We start from the raw sequence: 21090 nt of genomic DNA on the forward strand, positions 1-21090 counted from the left end.
TAGTGAAGCTATTTTTAAAATAAAGCCTTTAAATAAACAATAAATTTTACCACTTTTTAAGCTCTCATCTCTGGTCAGCTCCTTATAGAAAGCAGCGTTAGTAAAGCGAAATTTAAAAAGCAATAATTTCGTATTGTGAAATATTATTCTATATAAAATCCATTTTAAAGCCAGATAAATTTCGTTTTTTTATAAAAAATAAATTTTTTGACGAATTTGCTTGCTGAATTTTTATTTTTATGGTTATTTATTTCGTAATACGAAACTAAAAATAAAACGGTAAAGGAATTTACCCAGACCATATACATGGAGATTCATATGATTCGCGATCCGGAAATGCTCGATCAACTTCTGTCTACGATTCGAGATTTTGTAAAAAATGAACTGGTTCCTCTCGAACATGAAGTAGAAGAGAACAATGCCATTCCTGAACATATTGTGGAGCAGATGAAAGAACTGGGTTTGTTTGGTCTGACGATTCCAGAAGAATACGGCGGTTTAGGCATTACCATGGAAGAGGAAATTCTGGTTGCGATGGAATTAGGCCGGACATCGGCTGCATTCCGTTCTCTAATCGGGACCAACAACGGTATTGGTTCAAGTGGCATCGTCATTGATGGTACAGAAGAGCAAAAACAGAAATATTTACCGCGTTATGCAACCGGCGAAATCATTGGTTCTTTCTGTTTGACTGAGCCAGATTCCGGTTCAGATGCTGCATCTTTAAAAACCAATGCGGTAAAAGATGGCGATTATTATGTTTTAAATGGCACCAAACGTTTTATTACCAATGCGCCACGTGCAACGACATTTACAGTCATGGCACGCACCAATCCAGAAATCAAAGGCGCCAGTGGCATTTCAGCATTTCTGGTAGAAGCGGGCACACCGGGCTTGAGCCTAGGCAAAATTGATAAAAAAATGGGTCAACATGGTTCTTATACCTGCGATGTTATTTTCGATAATTGCCGGGTGCATAAAGACCAGCTGATTGGTGGTGTTGAAGGCGTTGGTTTCAAGACAGCCATGCGCGTTCTGGACAAAGGCCGTTTACATATTGCCGGCTATAGCGTGGGTATGGCAGAGCGTATGCTGGAAGATGCCTTAAATTATGCGGTAGAACGCAAGCAGTTTGGTCAGGCTATTGCAAATTTTCAGCTGATTCAGGGCATGTTGGCAGATTCTAAAGCTGAAATTTATGCAGCCAAATGTATGGTGCTGGATGCAGCCCGACTGCGTGATGCCGGTCAGAATGTGACGACGGAAGCCTCTTGCGCCAAAATGTTTGCCACTGAAATGTGTGGTCGTGTTGCTGACCGCTGTTTACAGATTCATGGTGGAGCAGGCTATATCAGTGAATATTCAATTGAACGTTTTTACCGTGATGTGCGTTTGTTCCGTTTATATGAAGGCACGACACAAATCCAGCAAATTATTATTGCACGTGAAATGATTAAACAGGCCACAGCCTAAACATATAATTTTTAAAATAGGGAAATATAAAAATGACGACTAAAACTAGATTTGATTGGCAAGACCCGTTCCTGATTGAACAGCAGCTCAGCTCAGAGGAACGTATGATCCGTGATGCGGCAGCAGCATATTGTCAGGACAAGCTGATGCCACGCGTATTAGAACAGTTCCGTCATGAAAAAACCGATCCGGCCATTTTTCGTGAGATGGGCGAGCTTGGTTTACTGGGCCCAACCATTCCTGAACAGTACGGCGGTGCCGGTTTAAATTATGTCAGCTATGGTCTGATTGCGCGTGAAGTCGAGCGTGTCGATTCAGGTTACCGTTCGATGGCCAGCGTACAGAGTTCACTGGTAATGGTGCCGATTAATGAATTCGGTTCTGAAGAGCAAAAACAAAAGTATTTACCAAAATTAGCCACCGGTGAATATATTGGCTGTTTCGGTCTGACTGAGCCAGATCATGGTTCTGATCCAGGCAGCATGATTAGCCGTGCCAAAAAAGTCGATGGTGGTTACCGTTTAACTGGCGCAAAAATGTGGATTACCAATAGTCCGATCGCGGATGTATTTGTGGTCTGGGCTAAAGAAGTCTCTGCTGAGGGTAATGTCGGTGACATTCGCGGTTTCATTCTGGAAAAAGGTTGGGAAGGGCTGTCTGCACCTGCGATTCATGGCAAGGTCGGTTTACGCGCATCAATCACTGGTGAAATCGTGATGGATAACGTCTTTGTCCCTGAAGAAAATGCCTTCCCGGAAGTGCGTGGTCTAAAAGGGCCATTTACCTGTCTGAACAGTGCGCGTTATGGCATTGCCTGGGGTGCCATGGGGGCAGCAGAATTCTGCTGGCATACCGCGCATCAATACACCATGGACCGTAAACAGTTTGGTCGTCCGTTGGCAGCAAATCAGCTAATCCAGAAGAAACTGGCGGACATGCAAACTGAAATTGCTCTTGGATTACAGGTCGCATTACGTTTTGGCCGCATGAAAGATGATGGCATTGCTTCAGTTGAAGGTACATCTTTAATTAAGCGTAATAACTGCGGTAAGGCACTGGATATTGCCCGTTTGGCCCGTGACATGATGGGCGGTAATGGGATTTCTGATGAATTTGGCGTAGCCCGTCATCTGGTCAATCTGGAAGTGGTGAATACCTATGAAGGTACTCATGATGTACATGCCCTGATTTTAGGACGTGCACAAACCGGCATCGCTGCATTTTGTAACTAAGTCTAGCTATAACATCTAGCCAGCACATGCTGGCTAGAGCGCCGACTATTTGCTGCCGTTTGTTTGCAAATACCAGGTTTTCTATAAGATATTCAATTAAAATCAAGTGGAAACATGCACATAAATTAAATACCCGATAGGCAGATGATAGGATTATCACCCTGTTTCACTATATCTTTCATATAAATAATTACGTGAAAGATAAAAGTTATAAAAGCACCGGAATGCTCAAAATATTTTAAGGACGCCATGAATACGATCAGTGCGCAACACCCTCATTTGGAAAATGATAACCAACCCAAGAAAAAAGTCTGGATTCTGGCCTTTGTGTTCTCATTTTTGGCATTACTGGTCGATGGAGCCGATATTGCGTTGTTGGCCTACAGTCTGACCAGTCTGAAACAGGAATTTTCATTAAGCAGTATGCAAGCCGGGGCGCTGGGCAGCTGGACATTGGCAGGTATGGCGATTGGTGGATTTTTTGGTGGCTGGGCATGTGACCGTTTTGGCCGGGTTCGTGTTATCGTCATTGCCATTGCATTATTTTCTTCATTAACCTTCTGGTTGGGATTCGTGGAAAGTTATGATCAGTTCAAATGGCTGCGATTTACGTCTGCGATTGGACTAGGTGCTCTATATATTGCCTGTAACACACTCATGGCAGAGTATGTACCCACCAAATATCGCTCTACAGTATTGGCAACGCTCATGACTGGCTGGACTTTAGGCTCGGTGGTCGCAACTGTTCTGGCTGGATGGTTATTACCTGAGTTTGGCTGGCGATACCTCTATTATATTGCCATTATTCCAATTGTACTGGCTTTCGCGATGTACTTTTTGGTGCCTGAACCGAAAGCCTGGTTAGAAGCACGTCAGGCCCGACTGGATGCAAAAGCCAGTGGCATTGTGCAGGAAAAGCCCAAGAACACTTTCAAAATGATTTTTGAAGATGCACTCAGCCGTCGCATGTTTATCCTCTGGTCCTTCAGTACCGCATTTTTACAGTTTGGCTATTATGGAGTCAGCAACTGGTTACCGGCCTACTTAGAGACTGATCTGGGAATCAAGTTTAAAGAAATGACCATGTATATGATCGGAACTTTCCTGATCATGATGTGTACCAAGGTTATTGCCGGTTTTATCGCTGACCGGATTGGCCGTCGTGCGGTATTTGCTTTCGGCACTATGGGTACTGCAATTTTTATCCCTGTGATTGTCTTTGGTAATACGCCGGATAACATTCTCTGGCTGATGTTATTTTTTGGTTTTCTCTATGGTATTCCATACGGTATTAATGCGACTTACATGACAGAAAGCTTCTCCACCAAAGTGCGTGGAACAGCCGTGGGTGGTGCCTATAACGTAGGCAGACTGGGTGCTGTGTTTGCACCTCTTACCATTGGTTATTTTGCTCAAGGAGGCTCAATTGGTACGGGTTTACTGATCATGGGAATTGCCTATTTTCTTTGTGGCTTGATTCCGGCTTTCTTTATTAAAGACCGCTTATTTGATCCGCAAAAAGCCGATTGATCTACCAATCAAAATATATAGAAAAGATGCTAGGAAGCAATATGATGAATAAAATCACGCAGGATATCGAAACAGTTCTCAAACAGATTCCTGATGGTGCACACATTATGACCAGTGGTTTCGGTCTGGCAGGCCAACCGGTGGAACTGATCGAAGCACTGATTGATCTGGGCCCGAAAGATTTAACCATTATCAATAATAATGCAGCCTCTGGAGATCGTGGACTTACCAATTTACTGTTATCGGGACTGGTCAAAAAAATGATCTGTTCCTTTCCACGCGCCAATAACTCTACTGTATTTGAAGACCTGTACAAGGCTGGAAAAATTGAACTGGAACTGGTTCCGCAGGGCAATCTGGCCTGCCGTATTCAGGCAGCAGGTGCCGGCTTAGGGGCAGTTTTCACGCCGACTGGCTTCGGCACCAAAATTGCAGAAGGCAAAGAAACGCGCCACATTAATGGCAAGGATTATGTGCTGGAATATCCGATTCATGCCGATTATGCCTTGATCTATGCCAATCAGGCAGACCGCTGGGGCAATTTGACCTACCGCAAGGCAGCGCGTAATTTTGGTCCGATCATGGCCAAAGCGGCGACAACCACTATCGCTCAGGTACATCAGATTGTGGAGCTGGGAGATCTTGATCCAGAGATTATCGTAACGCCGGGCATTTTTGTACAGCATGTGGTTCAGGTCGGAGATATCAAATAATGACTATTCAAAAACGTACTCGTGAACAGATTGTGGCAAAAGTCGCGCAAGATATTCCAAGCGGTTCTTTTGTCAATCTGGGCATCGGTTTACCGACCCGTGTGGCAGGTCATTTAAAACCGGAACAGAACGTGATCCTGCACTCTGAAAATGGTGTTTTGGGTTTTGCGGCCTTGAATGATCCTGAACAGGCAGATGATGACCTGATTAATGCCGGCAAGGAACTGGTGAGCATGCTGGAAGGCGGCAGTTTTATGAACTCTGCAGATTCCTTCGATATCATGCGCGGTGGGCATCTGGATATTTGCGTCATGGGGGCCTTTCAAGTGGCGATTAATGGTGATCTGGCCAACTGGCATACCGGTAATGCCGCTGCTGTACCTGCCGTAGGCGGCGCCATGGATCTGGCCGTCGGTGCCCGTTGTGTTTATGTCTGTATGGAACATGTCACCAAAAACGGTGCAGCCAAAATTGTTGAAGAGCTGACTTATCCGATTACCGGCAAGCACTGTGTAAACCGTATTTATACCGATTTGTGTGTGATTGAGCTCAAAGACCAGCAGGCCCGGGTCATTGAGATGGTGGAGGGGTTAAGCTTTGAGGAACTGCAACAGCAGACCGGATGTAAATTGCTGGATCATCGGCAGCAGTAGACAGCGCAGAGCTTCACCTTGTATAAATTACAGTATGCCTGTAACTTGTAAATCGTAGCTTAGGCTGCGATTTACGCATGTTTAAATGCTGAGTATTACATATAGATTTTGAATATCTGGAATAAGGCCGATCTTTACGCAATTTGAAGATATAAATACAAATTTTTGCTATGTGTTTAGTCCCAGCTTTTTATCGTGGATGAATACAAGATTCATTTAAGTGCCAGTATTGGTATTGTTGCAGATGACAGTTCGATTCAGCATTCTTCTGAGCTGATTTATCAGTCTGTTCTGGCGATGCAGGAAGCCAAAAGACAAGGCCGAAATATCTGGCAATGGTATGAAAAAACCAATATGAAACCTGCACCAGAAATAGATTATGCAAATCTGCGTATGGAACTGATGCAAGCGATCAACCAGAAACAGTTTAATCTTTTCTATCAACCGATTATTAATCCTGCAAATGGTCAGGTGACTGGCGTAGAAGCTCTGATTCGCTGGCAGCACCCGCAGCAGGGTTATATTTCTCCTGCGGTTTTCATTCCGCTTGCAGAACGAACAGGGCAAATTATCGGTGTAGGCCAGTGGGTTCTGGAAAAAGCCTGCGTAGATATTGCTGCATGGAACAAGCAGCACAATCGTCAGATCACCGTATCGGTCAATATTTCTCCGCTCCAATTCCGCAGGGCAGGTTTCCTGCAAATACTTAAACATGTCCTTGCAAGCAGTCAATTGCCTCCGGAGCTGCTCAAAATTGAGATTACCGAAGGGGTGATTATTAATGGCGCAGATCGCACCATTGAAATTTTGAAAACGGTACGTGCTTTAGGTGTTCAAGTCGCGATTGATGACTTTGGGACCGGCTATTCAAGCCTGAGTTATCTACGGCGCCTGCCGATCAACCAGATCAAGCTAGATCGGAGTTTTATCGAGGAACTGACACTGGATGATCAGAATGCTGCAATTGTTCAATCCATCATTCATCTGGCCCATCAGCTTGATTTAGATGTTGTGGCTGAAGGTGTGGAAACCTTGAATCAAGCCCAATTACTTTATCAACAAGGCTGTGATTTACTACAAGGCTTTTTTTATGCGAAACCTGCGCCTTTAACTGAATTAAAGCCTCTTTATTTATCCATGGAATCTGATCATCCGCAAAGAAATTAAAAATTCAAGGTGAAAGTACAGTGATTAAGGTCTGGGCTGGATATTCACCAAATTGTGTTTTTGATTCAGGTCATAATAATTAATTACAAACATCAGCAAGGCAAATAGAAAACCGAGTGCTACACAGGCCGGCCAGCCATAGATTTTCCATAAACTTAAAGACAGAAATGCACCAAGCCCGGCACCAGAAAAATAACAGGTCATGTAGATGGCATTAATACGCGAGCGGGCTTGGACTGAAAGCCGATAGACCAGATTCTGGTTGAGTACATGTAAAGATGAAATGCCAAAATAGGCAATCATCAGGCCCAGAATATATAACCATAAACTGCGCTGTGCAAAAGCCAGAGGAATCCAGGCCAAAATCAGTCCAGCTGTCGCGAGCTGTGCCAGCCACTTCTCCCGATGGCGGCCAATCATTTTCCCCGTCCATTGTGAAGACCAGATCCCGATTACCCCCACGACGCCCATCAGACCAATCTGGAAGTCATTAAAATGGTAGGGTGCTTCTGCCAGAATAAAAGTCATGGTGGTAAAAATGATGCTCAGCATTCCAAAACCCAGACCGCCGATAAGACTCCGTCGCATCAACATCGGTTCGGTCTTGGCAAAGGTAAATAAGGAATAATAGATCTGTAAAATGCTCATCTGTAACTGGCTTTTCGCTTTGGGTAATTGATACCACATCGCAATACTTAAAAGTAAAATGGCGCAACCACTTAATAAGTACACGGCATGCCAGGACCATAAGGTAGAAATCATTCCTGATACAGTTCGGGCAAACAGGATACCGACCAGAACACCACTCATCAGCAGACCGACCACTTCAGCACTTTTTTCTCTTTGAGATAGGTTGGCCGCAAAAGGAATTAGAATCTGGGTGGTAATCGAACAGAAAGAGGCGAGCAGAGTAAAACCATACAGCATATGCAGATTGGTACTGGCAGAAAGTCCGATTAGCGCCAGACCGGTACAGCACATCAGGCTACAGATATATAAACGCTTTTCAAATAAATCACCCAGAGGCACAAACAAAAACAGACCGGCTGCATAGCCAATCTGAGTCAGGACCACTGTCCAGCCAGACTGCGCCACACTTATATTTAAGTCCTGGGCAATCGAATAAATTAAGGGCTGGTTAAAGTAATTACAACCCGCGCAGAGTGCGCAGGTCATAGCCATCATAAACATAAATTTTCGTGAAATTTGCCCTTGGGTTGACATCCTTGTCTCCTGAGGCTTTAGAAACTATAAGTCGCTGATAGGTTCACACGCGAAACATCCGCTTCTCGATTATCAAAAGTCTCACGTTTGCCGTGGTGATATTCTGCGCCCAGATTAACCTTTGGAACTGGAGAGTAAATCACATTGGCCACATAGTCAGTTAAACGTTTGTTGGTTTCAGGATGCGCGCGTGCATAGTCGCTGGAATCATCAAAATCAACAATGCTGGCATTAATGCTGCTACGTAGTTTTGGGGTGAATTTATGTGTGAATCCAATATTTAAACTATTAAACTCATTGAGTAAAAGTTCGTTATTAACTGGATCGACTGAATAATCACCCCCCCATTCAGCGCCATCACTTGTTGATCCTTGAGTCAAGAAAGCTGCAATGCGCTGGTCACCGACCATATGGAAATAGTTGCCCTGAATCGAGTTTTGATCATCAAGATGATAACGTCCACCAAGACCTACACCCCAACCGACTTTTTCAATATCGCCTGTATCTGTTTGCGCCTGCTTTTGATTGACAAAGCCTTGAGCTAATACATGCAGCGGACCTGATTGATGGACATATTTCGTCGTCAAAGCAGGCAAGGCAGAAGAACGATCGCCACCGGCCATATACTCCAGACCGACATTCCAGGTATTTTCCGGATCAAGTTTGAAAGCATAGCTGACTTGAGGGGTACGTAGGACTGATCCACCCAGAAACAGGCTGTAATCGACAGCTTCAGTACTAATTTCAGGGGTAGACATTAGTGACCAGGCCTGACCAAATGTCCAGTTATAGTATTTTAAATGTGCATGACGAATACGTAATCCACCGTCACCTTTACCATTATTGGTCCAGAAATCAGCTTCTAAACGTGCAGAAACATTTGGATTTCCACCAAGGTCTTTCGCCAAGAAACCAATTCGGCTGGCAGCTGCAGTAAAATCTGAACGGGTAGAGTCAGGTTCAGTAAAAGGGACTTTATTGATCTGGTTAATGGTACGGCCACGAGCTTCGGTGGTACTTTTGAAATCGACTGCGCCATCAAAGCGAATCAATCCATAAACATCGACATTATCCACCATCGAACTCAAGGTTTTAGAGTCTTGTGCTTTGGCTTCTTCCTGCTGGTTCTTTAAGGCAAGTTGCGCTGCTTTTTGCTGTTCCAGTTCGGCCTGGATTTGCTTTAACTGTGATTCTAAAAACTGCATCCGGTCTTCAGATGCTTCTGCTGAAAATGTCTGTGCTGAAGCAATGCCACATAGTGTCGCTAAAACTAATTTTTTCATTTCTTAATCCCTAAAGAAATTTTCTGATATCTAAAAAGGAAAATCTTTCCTTGTCGTTGCTCTTATTGCTAAATGCAGAAATTTTGACTTTTAAATAGTGAATACGCGATCAGTTCAACCCGACACATCCTGATCAGATCAAAGCATATGGATTCGATATTAAAGTCATGAAATTTGGATTCAGGAGAGCCGTAAATACACAGCTCTCCTGATTTAAAACTTATTCTGCTTTTTGCGGATCGTATAAACGGTCTTTAATAAACAGGGCTGGAATCAAGCCGCACAGGAAGTATGCTGCACCCATCACCATCAAGCCTGTACCAATCGAACCTTGCATCGCCAGATAGCCAATGGTAATTGGCGCGAAGATCGCACCGATACGGCCAATGTTGAACGCACCGCCTACGGCAGTACCACGAACGCCAGTCGGGAAGCTTTCAGTGAGATAGGTTGCGTTAATCGCATATGGAATACCATACAGGAAGCCGAAGATCAGCATGAGAACGCCAATGTTATCGGCGGTATGCATATACACTACGACAGGAATAAATAGCGCTGTTCCCATGGTGCCGAAAGCAAATACGATACGGCGACCAATTTTGTCAGCCACATAGCCTGCAATGATTTTGGCGAACATCATGGTGATAAAGGTACCTACCATGTATAACGCCATTTCTTTAAACTTGATGCCTAGTTCAGCTTCAAGATAACTTGGCAACCAGTTACTTACACCGAAGTAACCAAATAACAGGAACCCGGAGCTGAAAGACCACAGGATGAACATCTTGCCATGGGTCTTGTCTTTAAGAATGGTGATGTATGGATTGCCCTTTTTGGCATCGTTATCCACAATCTGACCAGTTCTTTTCATTTCACGGACACGCTTCCATGACTCAGGCTCTGGTACCATGAAATGCATGAGGATACCTAAAGCCAATGGAGCAATCGTGATCCAGTACAGCATACGCCAACCGAATTCAGGAATGATCCAGCCTGAAAGCATGGTGATGACCAGAGAACCTAAAGTGAAACCGGTCATTAATGTTGCCAGTACGGTGGTACGGTATTTAGTCGGTACGTATTCTGACATCAGGGTATTACAGGCAATATATAAACAACCTAAACCCAAGCACGAAAGGGTACGTAGAATTGAGAATTCAGTATAAGACTGAGCAAAACCTGAATAGGCAGATAAAATTGAAAAGGCGATGGTTGCTAATACGATGACACGTACGCGACCGAACTTGTCACAAGCCCATCCACCGACAAAGCCACCAATCCCCATACCCAAAAGAGAATAACTTCCCAGAGCACCTGCCTGTACAGAAGTCAGTCCCCATTCCGCTTTCAGACTGGTCAAACTGAAAGCCAGAATACCAATGTCTGCACCGTCACATAGTAAAATCAAAAAAGCAAAGACAAAGGCTGTCATCCACAGGCGTTTAGGTGCCTGTTTGACAGTGCCGTCGGAGGAGACTCCCGTTTTAGTTTCCTCAGCTACGATGGTATCGCTTGTCATTCTTATATCCTCTATAAATTAAAAGTAGCATTTCCTCTGCTACCGCTAAATCCATTTTTCTTCCTCTCGGAAAAGTGTTTTTCCTGATATAAAGTGTCCGTTTCTGTTCGGTTTAGTCACTTCAACAATCAGGTTAAATCTGATTTTTCAGTCCTATACGGGTAAAAAATCATTGAACGACGAAGTATCTTTATTACGTAAATTAATTTTTAGTTTCGCTATAAGGCTAATAATTACTTAAATGAATAGCCAAATTTAGCCTTAAATAATTAATTCCGTATTGCGAAATCAATTAATCATAAAATAACCAGATGGACAAGAGTTTTTACTCTATTTTTAGTAAAAAATAACTTTTTTGAATTTTGGAGTTAAAAATCCTTGATTTATGCCCTTAGAAACCGTAGTTTTATATAAAATAAAATTTCGCTATACAAAATAAATGGAGATTTTAATGGAACAGGTAGTTCAAGTAGAGCAAATCTCGGCACATGTGGCGATGGTCAAGATCCATCGTCCAGAAGCTAAAAATGCCCTGAATACAGAAGTGCGTCAGAAACTGGCTGCGGCTTTTCTGCAATTGAATGACGATGAAAATATCCGTGCCATTATTCTCACTGGTGGTGAAACTGACTTCGCTGCAGGTGCTGATCTTAAAGAATTAGCCAATGCTGAAACGATCCAGATGATGCAACGTCGTACCGAACGTTACTGGCAAGCCATTGCACAGTGTTCAAAGCCGGTGATTGCAGCAGTAAACGGTTATGCATTGGGCGGTGGCTGTGAACTGGCGATGCACGCTGACATTATCATTGCCGGAAAAAGTGCCCAGTTCGGTCAGCCTGAAGTCAAAGTAGGGGTAATGCCGGGTGCTGGAGGTACACAGCGTTTATTCCGTGCCGTGGGTAAATTCCATGCGATGCGCATCATCATGACGGGTTGCCTGGTACCTGCACCAGAGGCATATCAGATTGGCCTGGTGTCTCAAGTAACGGAAGATAGCGAAACCCTGGCAACAGCAATCAAGATGGCTGAAGGTCTGGCAAAAATGCCGCCAATCGCGCTGGAACAAATTAAGGAAGTGGCTTTACTGGCTGAAGATGTGCCACTCAATGCCGGCTTAATGCTGGAACGTAAATCCTTCCAGATGCTGTTCTCTTCAGAAGATCAAAAAGAAGGTATGCAAGCCTTTATTGAAAAACGTAAACCAAATTATCAGGGACGATAAGCATGAGCATTCAAATTCAGAAAATCGGTATTATTGGTGTAGGTACGATGGGTGCGGGCATTGCCCAGATCGCAATTCAATCTGGCCATGATGTCGTGTTGTTTGATGCCAAAGCGGGTGCTGCTGAACAGGCACAGGAAAAGCTGGCTAAAACATTAAATACCCTGGCTGATAAAGGTAAATTCAGCCATGAAAAAGCTGCTGAAGATATTGCTCATTTATCGATTGCTCATCAGATCGAAGACCTGAAAGATTGCGATTTAATCGTTGAAGCGATTATTGAAAATCTGGAAATCAAGCAAAAACTGATGCAGCAACTGGAAGGTATCGTAAAACCGGAAGCAATTCTGGCATCCAATACATCTTCACTATCCATTAGTGCGATTGCTGCCAATTGCAGCCAGCCGGAACGCGTTGCTGGTTATCACTTCTTTAACCCAGTTCCACTGATGAAAGTGGTTGAGGTCATTGAAGGCTTTAATACTCGTGCCGATATTGTGGATGCACTCACTCAGCTATCGACCAAGATGGGACATCGCCCGGTAAAGGCTAAAGACACCCCAGGGTTTATTATCAACCATGCTGGCCGTGCTTTTGGTAGTGAAGCCTATGCGATCCTGAATGAAAATGTCACTCCATTTTATGACATTGACCGCATCTATCGTGACGGGATCGGTTTCAAAATGGGACCATTCGAGTTAGGCGATTTGACCGGGATGGATGTATCTCATCCGGTGAGCGAATCTATTTATCACCAATATTATGAAGAAACACGTTACCGCCCAAGCGTGATTACCCGCCAGCGTTTTATTGCCAAACAATTAGGCCGCAAAACTGGTAAAGGTTTTTATGATTACACTTCAGGTAGCAAAGTAGGTGATGTGGCTCCAACCTTGGTTGAAAAGCTGGATCAATATCCATCGGTTTGGCTAGGCACAGAATATAGCGAAGACCGTCAGGCGCTTGAGCAATATCTGCAGCAGTTCAACATCCAGATCGAGCAAACTGAAACACCATCAGCAGATGCTTTAATTCTGATTGCCACTTATGGCGAAGATGCGACTTCTGCCGCAGTTCGTTATCAGGTAGCTCCCCAGCAAGTAGTCTGTATCGATCTACTTTACGGCCTGAATAAACACCGCACCTTGATGCCAACGTTTGTGACCAAACCTGAACTGGTAAACGCAGCACAATCGATTTTCAATTTGGATGGTGTGACTGCGAGCACAATTCAGGAAAGCGTTGGTTTTGTAGCCCAACGTGCTTTGGCCATGATCGTGAATCTAGGCTGTGATATTGCCCAGCAAGGTGTTGCAACCGTAGAAGATATCAACGTTGCCGTGAAGTTAGGTCTTGGTTATCCATACGGCCCAATTGAATGGGGCGATGTATTAGGCGCTGAAAAAATTCTGAAAATTTTAGACCGCATGACTGCGATTACTCGTGACCAGCGTTACCGTCCAAGTCCTTGGTTGCGCCGCCGCGTTCAGCTCGGTTTACCTCTTGTTCATACTACACATTAATTAAAAAGTTAAAGGAATAACACTCATGTTAAATGCCTATATTTATGATGGTTTACGTTCTCCAATCGGTCGCCATGCAGGAAGCCTGGCAACTGTCCGTCCAGATGATCTGGCAGCAACAGTCATTAAAAATCTGCTAGAAAAAACCGGTATTCCGGCAGCAGATGTAGAAGATGTGATCTTTGGTAGCACCAACCAAGCCGGTGAAGACAGCCGTAATGTGGCTCGTTTTGCAGCATTGCTTGCAGGTATGCCAGTGACCGTTCCAGGTCAAACTGTAAACCGTCTTTGTGCTTCAGGCCTGGGTGCTGTGATCGATTCAGCACGTGCCATTACCGCAGGTGAAGGCGAACTGTATATTGCAGGTGGTGTAGAAAGCATGACGCGTGCACCGTTTGTAATGGGTAAAGCTGAAAGTGCGTATTCACGTGATGCCAAAATTTATGACACCACCATTGGTACACGTTTCCCGAACCGTAAATTCACCGATCAGTTTGGCGCGCACAGCATGCCAGAAACAGGTGATAACGTCGCTGAAGAGTTTGGCATTACGCGTGAACAGGCAGATACTTTTGCTGCTGCATCACAAGCGAAATATCAAGCTGCAAAAGAAGCAGGTTTCTTTGAGGGTGAAATTACCCCGATTGAAGTTTCACAAGGGCGTAAATTACCGCCTAAATTAGTGACTGAAGATGAACATCCACGTCCATCTTCGACATTTGAAGCATTATCCAAGTTAAAACCGCTTTTCGAAGGTGGTGTTGTGACTGCAGGTAATGCATCAGGTATCAATGACGGCGCTGCAGCACTGATTATCGGCAGTGAAAAAGTTCAGGAACAGTATGGTTTAAAACCTTTAGCACGTATCCTGTCTTCTGCAGCCGCTGGCATTGAGCCACGCATCATGGGTGCGGGTCCAATTGAAGCGATCAAAAAAGCCGTAAAACGTGCGGGTTTGACGCTAGATGATATGGACATTATCGAGATCAATGAAGCATTTGCTAGCCAGGTATTATCTTGCCTGAAAGGTCTGGATGTGGCTTTTGATGATCCGCGTGTGAATCCAAACGGTGGTGGTATTGCGATTGGCCATCCACTGGGCTGTTCGGGTGCGCGTTTGGCTTTAACCGTTGCGCGTCAGTTACAGCGTACCGGTAAAAAATATGCCGTGATCAGCCTGTGTATTGGTCTGGGTCAAGGCTTGGCAATGGTGATTGAAAACCCTGAAGCAGCTTAACCGCTTGAGTTATCACCTTCATGCCATGTATAGATGATATGCATGGCATTTTTTATTGCGCTATTTATATAGATAGAGAAATAAAAATCCCTGCACATGCAGGGAATGTTTAAATCAGTTCAAAGACTATTTGCGTCCAGTCACCAATAAAGTCGCTGAACCAAAGGCATAAACTTTACCTTCTTTATCGACAATCCGGCCTTCTGAAGTGAGTACATTACGTCCGATCCGGATGACTTCACCAATGGCAGTATAGGTTTCACCACTTTTCATGGCTTTCAGCATTTTCACATTCAGATCGATGGTCGAAAAACTTACCCCGGCATCAACCGTCGTATGCACGGCAGCACCGGTCGCACTGTCTAAAACCGTTGCACAAAAACCGCCATGAATCCCACCTTGTAAATTGTAATGGCGCTGATCGGGGCGTACTTCATATTCCACATAGTTCTCACGCACCAACGTTAGACGCATGGGAATAATTTCACTCATGGCTGAACTGGAAATTTCCCCATTCTTGATGGCAGTGAGATATTCAAGTCCGTTTAATTGTGATGTTGGCATAGCAACTCCTTGTAATGATTTATTTCGCTTTATGAAATAATATTCTGTTTTTCTAAAATTATGATATAACAGATAGTGATCGAAATGCTATATTTTTCCAGGATGGAATGATGACAATAAAAAATCTCGTTACAGCTGCTGAATGGCAGGCACGCTGTGAACTGGCTGCGCTTTATCGCATTATTGCGCATTATCGGATGACCGACTTGATTGATACCCACATCAGTTTAAGAGTCCCAGATCAACCAGACTGCTTTCTGATTAATCAATATGGTGTCGCATTTGAAAAAATGCGTGCCTCAACGCTGGTAAAGATTAATCATGAAGGGCAAGTGGTAGAAAGCTATGAACAAGACAAGCCAGTCAATATGGCGGGATTCGTGATTCACTCTGCAATTCATGAAACACATCCTCATCTGAACTGTGTCATTCATACGCATACCGCGGATGGAATTGCTGTTTCTGCACAGAAACATGGACTTCTCCCAATTTCCCAGCACGCCATGAAGTTTTATCAGCATGTGGCCTATCACGAATATGAAGGCGTTGCGCTTTCAACTGATGAGCAGGAGCGTCTGATTCAGGACTTAGGCAGCCATCGCGCCATGATTTTACGTAATCATGGCCTGTTAACGGCTGGGGAAACCATTGCACGAGCTTTTCATGAAATCTATTTCCTGGAACGCGCCTGTCAGGCACAGGTCAAGGCCTTAAGTGGCGGTGCTGAATTGCATTATCCAGCAGAAGAAGTCCGAATTAAAACAGCTAAGCAGTTCGCCAGTCCTCTTATTGAACCGATTTTACAGCGTGCCTGGCAGGCCGCTTTGTCCCTGATTGAGCATCAATATACGGAGTATGCATCATGATTGTTATTTCCAGTTCTGTACCAAATATTGAAGCCATTCTGGTCAAGTCTTTTCAAAAATATGCGCCTGCTGGAAGTTTCTGTACAGTGGACAGCCCTGAAGCTGAACAGGCAACCACAGTTGCTGCCTGGTTTCCAGATCTGGAAAAAGTGCAGCAGCTACCAAAGCTTGGCCTGATTCATTCGATTGCTGCTGGGGTAGAACATTTAAACTTAAATGCTGTACGCCCGGATCAAGCCGTTTGCCGGGTACTGGATCCGCATCATCAAAAAGGCATGTTTGATTATCTGCTTTGGGGCGTGCTGTATTTTCAGCGTTATTTTGACCGCATGATCCAGCAGCAAAAGCAGCAGCTATGGAAGCAGTATCGCCAAAGCTATAGCCATCATATCCAGGTCGGGATTATGGGACTGGGGCATATGGGCGGATACGTAGCAGAACGCTTTGCTGACATGGGCTATCAAGTCTCTGGTTGGTCGAATTCCCCAAAAGATATTAATCAAGTTAAAAGTTATGTGGGCCAAGAACAACTTTCCGAGTTCCTGGCTCAAAGTCAGATTCTAATTAACCTGCTACCACTCACCGAAGAAAATGCCGGGATTCTTTCTGCTGAATTATTTCAGCAACTACCTGAACAGGCAGCTTTGATTCATGTCGGGCGTGGTCAGCATTTAATTGAACAGGATTTATTGAATGCACTGGATTCTAGTCATCTGCGTGGTGCAATTGTTGATGTCTTTGAGCAGGAACCATTACCTGCTGACCATCCATTCTGGCAGCATGAAAAAATTGTGGTGACACCACATGTTGCCTCACATGCCCCAATGTCTGTGGTGGTAGAGCAGATTCTGGAAAATGACCGCCGCTTAAATCAAGGCCTGGATTTGTGTCATCAAGTGGATGTCAATAAAGGCTATTAATTGTAGGGATACAGACAAAAAAATAAGGAAATTGATGATGTGGGAAATGATTCAAACCCAGATTCAGCAAGGCGTCGCGACTTTAAGTTTTAACCGTCCAGATTCACTGAATAGTTTCAACCGGCAAATGCATGAGGAAGTCCAGCAAGTACTGAAAAGCTGGAATACGGATTCAGGTATTCGGGTGATTGTGATTCGGGGTAATGGCCGGGCATTTTCAGCAGGACAGGATTTAAAAGAACGTGCCGGACAGCTCGGCAATGTACCTTTGCCTCCCGAAGGTTCGCTAGCCAAATATTATAATCCTTTGATTAATCTGATTCGTAAAAGTCCCAAACCGGTGATTGCAGCGGTAAATGGTGTGGCTGCCGGTGCAGGGGCCAATATCGCACTGGCTTGCGATCTGGTCATTGCCAAGGAAAGTGCCAAATTTATTCAAGCCTTTTCAAAAATTGGCTTAATTCCCGATGCCGGCGGTACCTGGATGTTGCCGCGTTTAATTGGTTATGCACGCGCTATGGCATTAACCTTACTCGGTGAACCTGTGCATGCCAAAGAAGCAGCTGAAATGGGCATGATCTGGAAAATGATCCCTGATGCAGAATTTGATGCTTATATCGATGAACTGGCACAGCGACTGGCACAACAGCCGACCTATGCACTGGCCTTAACCAAACAGGCTTTGCAACGCAGTGCTGAAAATAGCATGGATCAGCAACTGGAGCTTGAACAAAATCTGCAATACTTGGCCTTGAGTAGCCAAGACTACAAAGAAGGTGTGCATGCCTTTGTCGAAAAACGCCCCGCACAATTTACCGGACGCTAAGGAGAGCATTCATGAACATTCAAACACGTATTACCGAGCTTTTAGGCATTCGCTATCCGATTATTCAAGGCGGCATGATGTGGGTCGGTACCGCAGAAATGGCCAGTGCAGTCTCCAATGCGGGTGGCTTGGGAACACTGACTGCATTGACTCAGCCCACACCTGAAGCGCTGACCAAGGAAATTGCACGTTGCCAAGAAATGACCAATCAGCCTTTTGCGGTGAATCTGACTTTATTACCCGCTGTAAACCCACCGCCGTATGCTGAATATCGACAGGCCATTATTGAAAGTGGGATCAAGATAGTAGAAACGGCAGGCAACAAGCCGCATGAACATATTGAAGCCTTTAAACAACACGGCATCATCGTGATTCATAAATGTACCTCGGTCCGTCATGCACTTTCAGCACAAAGAATCGGTGCGGATGTGATCTCGATTGATGGTTTTGAATGTGCTGGTCATCCGGGTGAAGATGATATTCCTGGGTTAATCCTGATTCCTGCAGCCGCTGATCAACTTACTGTACCGATTGTGGCCAGTGGCGGTTTTGCTGATGGACGCGGTCTGGTGGCAGCACTTGCTTTAGGTGCTGAAGGCATCAATATGGGGACACGCTTTTGTGCTACTCAGGAAGCGCCGATCCATCCAAACATTAAGCAGTTTTATGTCGATAATGATGAACGGGCAACGCATCTGCTTTATCGTCAGTTCAGGAATACGGCCCGTGTTGCGAAGAATACCGTATCTGATCTCGTCGTTAAAATGAGTGAAAATCCAAATCTGGAATTTGAGCAGATTCGCCCTTATGTCAGTGGCTTAAAAGGCAAGCTGGCTTTGGAAAATGGTGATATAGATGCTGGTGTACTGACTGCAGGTCAAGTGATGGGGTTGATCCATGACATTCCAACCTGTCAAACGCTGATTGACAATATCATGCAAGAAGCAGAACAGATAGTTCAGCAACGTTTGGCTCAGTTTTTCCCGCGCTAGATCGATTTATTTTGATCATTTAATAAAAAGCCATTCATTACCGAATGGCTTTTTTATACCAAAGTTTTAATTTTTTAAATGTGATTTTTTATGTCATGACTAGATTTTATCCATGAACTTATATTATATTTGACCTAAAACATAATTTCGTATTATGAAATTAATTGTCATAAATACACAAATTAGAACTCATACAAGGGAATTACGATGAGAAATTATATTGCGCCATTAAAAGACATGAAGTTTGTCCTAAAAGATCTGCTCAATGTTGAACAGAAATACGAAGGCTATGCAAAGTTCGCAGACAAAGTTTCTATGGATATTATGGAACAATATCTGGAAGTCGCTGCGGACTTTTGCCAAAACGAACTTCTACCAATTAATGCCACAGGCGACCAGCAGGGCTGCCGTTTGCAAGATGGCGTCGTAACTACACCGGATGGTTTTAAAGCTGCTTATGACAAATATGTAGAACTTGGCTTTACCTCATTAACTGGTGATGAAAAATATGGCGGCCAAGGCTTCCCGACTTTATACCGTATCGCGATTTCAGAAATTATTACCGCGACCAACTGGTCTTGGGGCATGTATCCGGGCCTATCACACGGTGCTATGCGCACTCTGGAACACCACGGAAGCGATGAGCAAAAACAGAAATTTCTGGTGCCTTTAATTGCCGGCCGCTGGACTGGAACCATGTGTTTAACCGAATCGCATGCTGGTTCAGATCTGGGATTAATCCGTACCAAAGCAGTGCCAAATGAAGATGGCAGTTATAGCATCAGCGGTGAGAAAATCTTTATATCTGCCGGTGAACATGACCTGGCTGAAAATATTGTGCATATCGTACTGGCACGTTTACCCGATGCGCCTGCCGGTACCAAAGGTATTTCGCTGTTTATCGTGCCGAAATACAATTTGGATGAAGCGGGCAATGTGGCTTCGCGTAATGGCGTGGTCTGCAGCGCGCTTGAACACAAAATGGGGATTCACGGGAATGCGACTTGTGTACTGAATTTTGACAATGCCAAAGGTTTTCTGATCGGGCCTGAAAACCGCGGCCTGAACTGCATGTTTACCTTTATGAACTCGGCGCGTATTGGTACAGCGATTCAGGGTCTGGCAGCAGCAGAATCTTCTTATCAGGGCGCATTGGCTTATGCCAAAGACCGTCTGGCCATGCGTTCTTTGGAAGGTGCCAAGGCGCCCAACCAGCCAGCAGATCCAATTATTGTGCATCCGGCTGTACGTAACATGCTGCTGACTCAAAAGGTATTTGCAGAAGGTTCACGTGCGCTGGCCTATTATCTGGCGACCTATGCCGATATTGCTGAAGCCACTGACAGCCCGGAAGAAAAGAAAGCAGCTGAAGACCGTCTGGCATTATTAACCCCAATTGCCAAAGCATTAATGACTGAAACTGGCATAGAAGCGGCTAAACATGGTATGCAGATTTTCGGTGGTCACGGTTATATAGCTGAACATGGCATGGAACAGATTGCCCGTGATGCACGTATTGCCAGCCTCTATGAAGGAACCACTGAAATTCAGTCTATCGATTTACTGGCGCGTAAAGTTCTAGGTTCAAAACTGGGTCTGCTGACCGCATTAACCGATGAAATCCAAGCTTATGTGAAAGAGCACCAACAACATGTCCAGTTCAGCCAGCAAGTTGCACAAGTCAGCCAGTTGACTGAACAATGGCTGGAATTAACCAGAACCATTCAGGAGCAAGCTCAACAGTCTGCCAATGAAATTGGGGCAGCATCAGTTGACTACCTATATTTCTCTGGTTATGTCGTGTCCGCTTATCTGTGGCTGAAAATGGCAATTACTGCGCAGCAGAAAATTGAAGAAGGCAATACTGATCCGTTCTATGCAGCCAAGATCAAAACGGCACAATTCTTCTTTGCACGTATTTTGCCAAGAACTTCAACCCACTTTGCCAATATTCAGGCGGGTGGTGAGAGCCTGTTCTTGCTTGCACCAGAAGAGTTTAAATTCGATTAATCCTTTTACCCACGATCAATCTCTCGATCGTGGGTCTTTTTAAATTTCTACTTTTTTATCCTGCACAATATTCAATATCGATGGGTACTTTTCAGTATTGCATCGGCCATAAAACAACAAGATCAGGAGTCTA

Annotated in this window: 17 protein-coding genes and 1 pseudogene; 14 read left to right on the plus strand and 4 right to left on the minus strand. The window is 44.5% G+C overall.

The features are described 5' to 3' along the window. Positions 1-318 precede the first annotated feature (318 nt). The 6 genes and pseudogenes from FTU40_RS04425 to FTU40_RS04450 form a co-directional block, all read left to right on the plus strand. Entirely contained in the window at positions 319-1473 is a 1155-nt protein-coding gene (locus FTU40_RS04425; protein WP_074383164.1) for an acyl-CoA dehydrogenase family protein, read from the plus strand. 32 nt (positions 1474-1505) lie between these two features. Then, positions 1506-2705, plus strand: coding sequence for an acyl-CoA dehydrogenase (locus FTU40_RS04430; RefSeq protein WP_180039928.1), 1200 nt, complete (start codon positions 1506-1508; stop codon positions 2703-2705). A gap of 249 nt (positions 2706-2954) precedes the next feature. After that, the gene (locus tag FTU40_RS04435) at positions 2955-4235 is read left to right on the plus strand and encodes an MFS transporter (protein ID WP_100535110.1); all 1281 of its coding nucleotides are present in this window, start codon (positions 2955-2957) and stop codon (positions 4233-4235) included. Positions 4236-4276: 41 nt separating this feature from the next. Beyond that, the gene (locus FTU40_RS04440) at positions 4277-4948 is read left to right on the plus strand and encodes a 3-oxoacid CoA-transferase subunit A (protein WP_005170906.1); all 672 of its coding nucleotides are present in this window, start codon (positions 4277-4279) and stop codon (positions 4946-4948) included. Then, positions 4948-5601 carry a 3-oxoacid CoA-transferase subunit B gene (locus FTU40_RS04445; RefSeq protein ID WP_005170908.1) on the plus strand — a complete coding sequence of 218 codons (654 nt, stop codon included), beginning with the start codon at positions 4948-4950 and terminating at the stop codon, positions 5599-5601. Before FTU40_RS04440 ends, FTU40_RS04445 begins: the two co-directional genes overlap by 1 nt. A 180-nt stretch (positions 5602-5781) precedes the next feature. Then, positions 5782-6768: pseudogene (locus FTU40_RS04450) on the plus strand (putative bifunctional diguanylate cyclase/phosphodiesterase); the annotation flags it as partial. A gap of 24 nt (positions 6769-6792) precedes the next feature. Here FTU40_RS04450 and FTU40_RS04455 read toward each other — a convergent pair. The 3 genes from FTU40_RS04455 to FTU40_RS04465 all read right to left on the minus strand — a co-directional run bounded on the left by FTU40_RS04455 (position 6793) and on the right by FTU40_RS04465 (position 10794). Next, positions 6793-7992, minus strand: a complete 1200-nt coding sequence (locus FTU40_RS04455; RefSeq protein ID WP_180039930.1) for an MFS transporter — start codon at positions 7990-7992, stop codon at positions 6793-6795. 17 nt (positions 7993-8009) lie between these two features. Next, positions 8010-9275: a DcaP family trimeric outer membrane transporter gene (locus tag FTU40_RS04460; RefSeq protein ID WP_180039932.1), complete on the minus strand. Its 1266-nt coding sequence runs from the start codon at positions 9273-9275 to the stop codon at positions 8010-8012. A gap of 220 nt (positions 9276-9495) precedes the next feature. Continuing rightward, complete coding sequence (locus FTU40_RS04465) at positions 9496-10794, minus strand: MFS transporter (RefSeq protein WP_180039934.1); 1299 nt, start codon at positions 10792-10794, stop codon at positions 9496-9498. 451 nt (positions 10795-11245) lie between these two features. Between FTU40_RS04465 and FTU40_RS04470 the strand changes: the two genes are divergently transcribed. The 3 genes from FTU40_RS04470 to FTU40_RS04480 are packed head-to-tail and all read left to right on the plus strand — an operon-like array spanning position 11246 to position 14779. Beyond that, the gene (locus FTU40_RS04470; RefSeq protein WP_180039936.1) at positions 11246-12019 is read left to right on the plus strand and encodes an enoyl-CoA hydratase; all 774 of its coding nucleotides are present in this window, start codon (positions 11246-11248) and stop codon (positions 12017-12019) included. Between the two features lie 2 nt (positions 12020-12021). Then, a complete protein-coding gene (locus FTU40_RS04475) occupies positions 12022-13542 on the plus strand; it encodes a 3-hydroxyacyl-CoA dehydrogenase (protein WP_180039938.1) in 1521 nt (506 codons plus the stop codon). Positions 13543-13567: 25 nt separating this feature from the next. Beyond that, positions 13568-14779, plus strand: a complete 1212-nt coding sequence (locus FTU40_RS04480; protein WP_005235695.1) for a 3-oxoadipyl-CoA thiolase — start codon at positions 13568-13570, stop codon at positions 14777-14779. Between the two features lie 126 nt (positions 14780-14905). On the opposite strand, the gene FTU40_RS04485 is transcribed toward FTU40_RS04480, so the two are convergent. Further along, entirely contained in the window at positions 14906-15343 is a 438-nt protein-coding gene (locus tag FTU40_RS04485; RefSeq protein WP_005170934.1) for a PaaI family thioesterase, read from the minus strand. Between the two features lie 110 nt (positions 15344-15453). Here FTU40_RS04485 and FTU40_RS04490 point away from each other — a divergent pair, with 110 nt between their 5' ends. The 5 genes from FTU40_RS04490 (at position 15454) to FTU40_RS04510 (ending at position 20957) form a co-directional block, all read left to right on the plus strand. Beyond that, positions 15454-16209 (plus strand): class II aldolase/adducin family protein, encoded by a 756-nt coding sequence (locus tag FTU40_RS04490; protein ID WP_180039939.1) that lies wholly within the window; start codon positions 15454-15456, stop codon positions 16207-16209. After that, complete coding sequence (locus tag FTU40_RS04495; RefSeq protein ID WP_180039941.1) at positions 16206-17129, plus strand: glyoxylate/hydroxypyruvate reductase A; 924 nt, start codon at positions 16206-16208, stop codon at positions 17127-17129. Before FTU40_RS04490 ends, FTU40_RS04495 begins: the two co-directional genes overlap by 4 nt. Before the next feature lie 37 nt (positions 17130-17166). Next, positions 17167-17955, plus strand: coding sequence for an enoyl-CoA hydratase-related protein (locus FTU40_RS04500; protein WP_180039943.1), 789 nt, complete (start codon positions 17167-17169; stop codon positions 17953-17955). 11 nt (positions 17956-17966) lie between these two features. Further along, positions 17967-18947: a nitronate monooxygenase family protein gene (locus tag FTU40_RS04505; protein ID WP_180039945.1), complete on the plus strand. Its 981-nt coding sequence runs from the start codon at positions 17967-17969 to the stop codon at positions 18945-18947. 207 nt (positions 18948-19154) lie between these two features. After that, positions 19155-20957 (plus strand): acyl-CoA dehydrogenase C-terminal domain-containing protein, encoded by a 1803-nt coding sequence (locus FTU40_RS04510; protein WP_180039947.1) that lies wholly within the window; start codon positions 19155-19157, stop codon positions 20955-20957. Positions 20958-21090 lie beyond the last annotated feature (133 nt).

Origin of the sequence: Acinetobacter sp. YH12100 (assembly GCF_013419135.1) — a bacterium.
Lineage (GTDB): Bacteria > Pseudomonadota > Gammaproteobacteria > Pseudomonadales > Moraxellaceae > Acinetobacter > Acinetobacter pseudolwoffii.